This window comes from Acidithiobacillus sp. TH-A36, from assembly GCF_057473445.1.
On record NZ_JBYCKP010000607.1, the window covers coordinates 1 to 2,317 of the forward strand.

Here is a 2,317-nt window from a genome sequence, read left to right on the forward strand (position 1 = left end):
CGGACAAATCATTGAGGCGCGGAGATGAGGACGCCCACATCGCCGCTGAAGCACGTTTGTCGGACCTGGTTGCCAAAGCCCTGGATGCCGGGGCCGAAAAACAGGTGCTACGCGCCATCGAGGATCTGGATGAGGCAGGTCTGGAAGAAGCGGCTGAAAACGTGGCTTTTCATGCCGACAATGCGGCATCCTGCATGCCGGTTATTTTTGAGGATAAGGACGGTGAGGTTTTTGGGGAAGTCGAGCTTTTATTGGTGCCGATGTTTTTGATTTCCGAGCCGGGACAGCCACTCCCGGACAAGATACCGGGTGCCATGGATGACGCCCAATCCGTGCTTGCGGACTTGGCGGCCAGTTTTCACCAGCATGACCTTATCGGACCGGCGACCTCCGTTTCTCTGTGTCCGTGGCTATATGCTTATGCGGATTTGCCGGACACTCTATCCGGGCAACGTGCGGTGGTGCGACAATTCGCGGATGGATTTCAGAGCCAGGAAAACCGCATGGTGCGCCCGGCCCACACCTCAGAATCCGTTCTGGGCGAAGACGAAGTGGCCACGGCAATACGCTTTGCCATGATCGGTGTTTTCTCCCCGTGTGGCAGCGATATTCGCGAAAGTCCGTTGCTGAGTGGGTTTTTTGGGGAGGATGATTTGGATGATGACGACATCGATGCGCTGGTATTGTCGGAAGTCCATCCTTCATTGTTGGCCTGGCAGGAAGAAGTGGAGCAGATCCTGACGCAGCATTTGCCCGGGGTGATGGCCGCCCGCATAGGTAAGCCTGACTGGTGGCAGGAAGCGATTCATGCGGGCTTTGACCTGCGCAATATGACCGGATTGATAATGACGGTCGCGGCGGACCGTTCGCCCGAAAATATACGGGAGAAATTATTGGCGACTCAGGCTTCTGTGGGATGTTATCTGGTGGATGGTGTTCCAGAATTGCGTATCGGTATTGCTCAGGACGGGGAGTTTGTGGATGGCTTTGTATGGAATAACCACCAGGATCTCGATGTGGAAATGCAAACAGTGCGGGATATTTTGCTGCAAATAGGGGTGCCGCCAGATCAGATCCGCATCTCCGAAATGCTATTGGGTGATGAGCGGTGCCCGGACAGTGTGGAGCCGCATTTCCCGAACTTTTTTGAGGAGGATGAGGGCCTGGCATGTACGCACAATGATTCTGGTGGCCACATCCTGCATTAGGGCTGGTTGACAAAAAAAGGAGTTAATCGGATTTGGTTGCTCGGCAGCTTTGACAACCAAAAGTGCTAGAAAAAAGCCGACGAATGGTCATCGGCTTGGCTGGTTTCTTGTCTCAGATTATTTTATCAAACCCAGCGATTGGTAAATATTTAAGGCGACCGGATTAGTTAAAGCGGTTAGTCCAACTATGAGGTAAATCCAGAATTGCTGGATTTTTAATTTTGCGCTCAGCTTGGTTTCCAAAATTGTTACGCGCGTGTCAACATGCCCAATGAGAGATTTCACTTCGTTGATATCGTCGTGTGTGGCGACACCCTGGTGAAGGGCTACGCCCACAGCTTTGGCAATGGCCTTAGCCTGAGTCTCAGACATATTGCCTTCGGAACGTAAGGTGTCCATGCTCTCTGTAGTTTCCTCCGCGCACATCCACGTCCGGGATGGCGCAATGCCAGATGCCCGGTACGGGGGTTGGGAGCGGCGATGGTTCCAGGTAGCCCCTGGTGGCAATCGCAACTGGCTGACAGCTTAAGAAAGAAACGATTTGTAGGCAACATTGCAAAGACTCAGCCGCTGTGTGGTCGATGTTTTCCTTCCAAAGCCTCCAACTTCTGAATGGCGAGCCTGTCCCGCTCCCCCACAAAACGGACATCTACCACCCTGGTGAAAAATCCACTTTCTGAATAAACGCGAAATTAGATCGTTTATGACGACAAACTCTTCCTGAAAAAATGGCAGTGTATTCTATTCTTAGCCCGAAATTTTTTCAGGAGAGTATGTTATGCCTATTGTCAAAAGCAAACCCGCTTTGACGGGAGATTGCGGGGAGCCTTTGCTCCCCGATACGGTAGACTTACGCAGTCTGTGCTGGATGAAGCTCGACATGTGCCGACTTCAAGGCAGTGACTTTCGCCATTTAGCGGATAATGAAGAGTTTGGTGCAGCCGTGAAGTTATGGATGGCTTCCATGCACCAGGTGCCAGCCGGCAGCTTGCCCAACAATGACCGGATTATCGCTTCTCTGGCAGGCTATGCCAATGTACCGCGCCGCTGGAACAAGGTGCGGGACATGGCCTTGTATGGCTGGATACCCTGCAATGATGATCGCCTGT

The 2,317-nt window shown here is 52.5% G+C and carries 2 protein-coding genes and 1 pseudogene; 2 read left to right on the top strand and 1 reads right to left on the bottom strand.

The genetic code is table 11. From position 1 onward, the window contains the following. Window positions 1–1,208 (top strand): hypothetical protein (locus AC2VLY_RS15260; protein ID WP_486892237.1); only part of this gene is annotated, 1,208 nt, incomplete at its 5' end. 117 nt (window positions 1,209–1,325) lie between these two features. Here the strand turns inward: AC2VLY_RS15260 and AC2VLY_RS15265 are convergent. Further along, window positions 1,326–1,607, bottom strand: a complete 282-nt coding sequence (locus AC2VLY_RS15265; protein WP_031573453.1) for a hypothetical protein — start codon at window positions 1,605–1,607, stop codon at window positions 1,326–1,328. A gap of 379 nt (window positions 1,608–1,986) precedes the next feature. On the opposite strand from AC2VLY_RS15265, the pseudogene AC2VLY_RS15270 reads away from it, so the two are divergent. Continuing rightward, a pseudogene (locus AC2VLY_RS15270) lies at window positions 1,987–2,317 on the top strand (hypothetical protein); the annotation flags it as partial.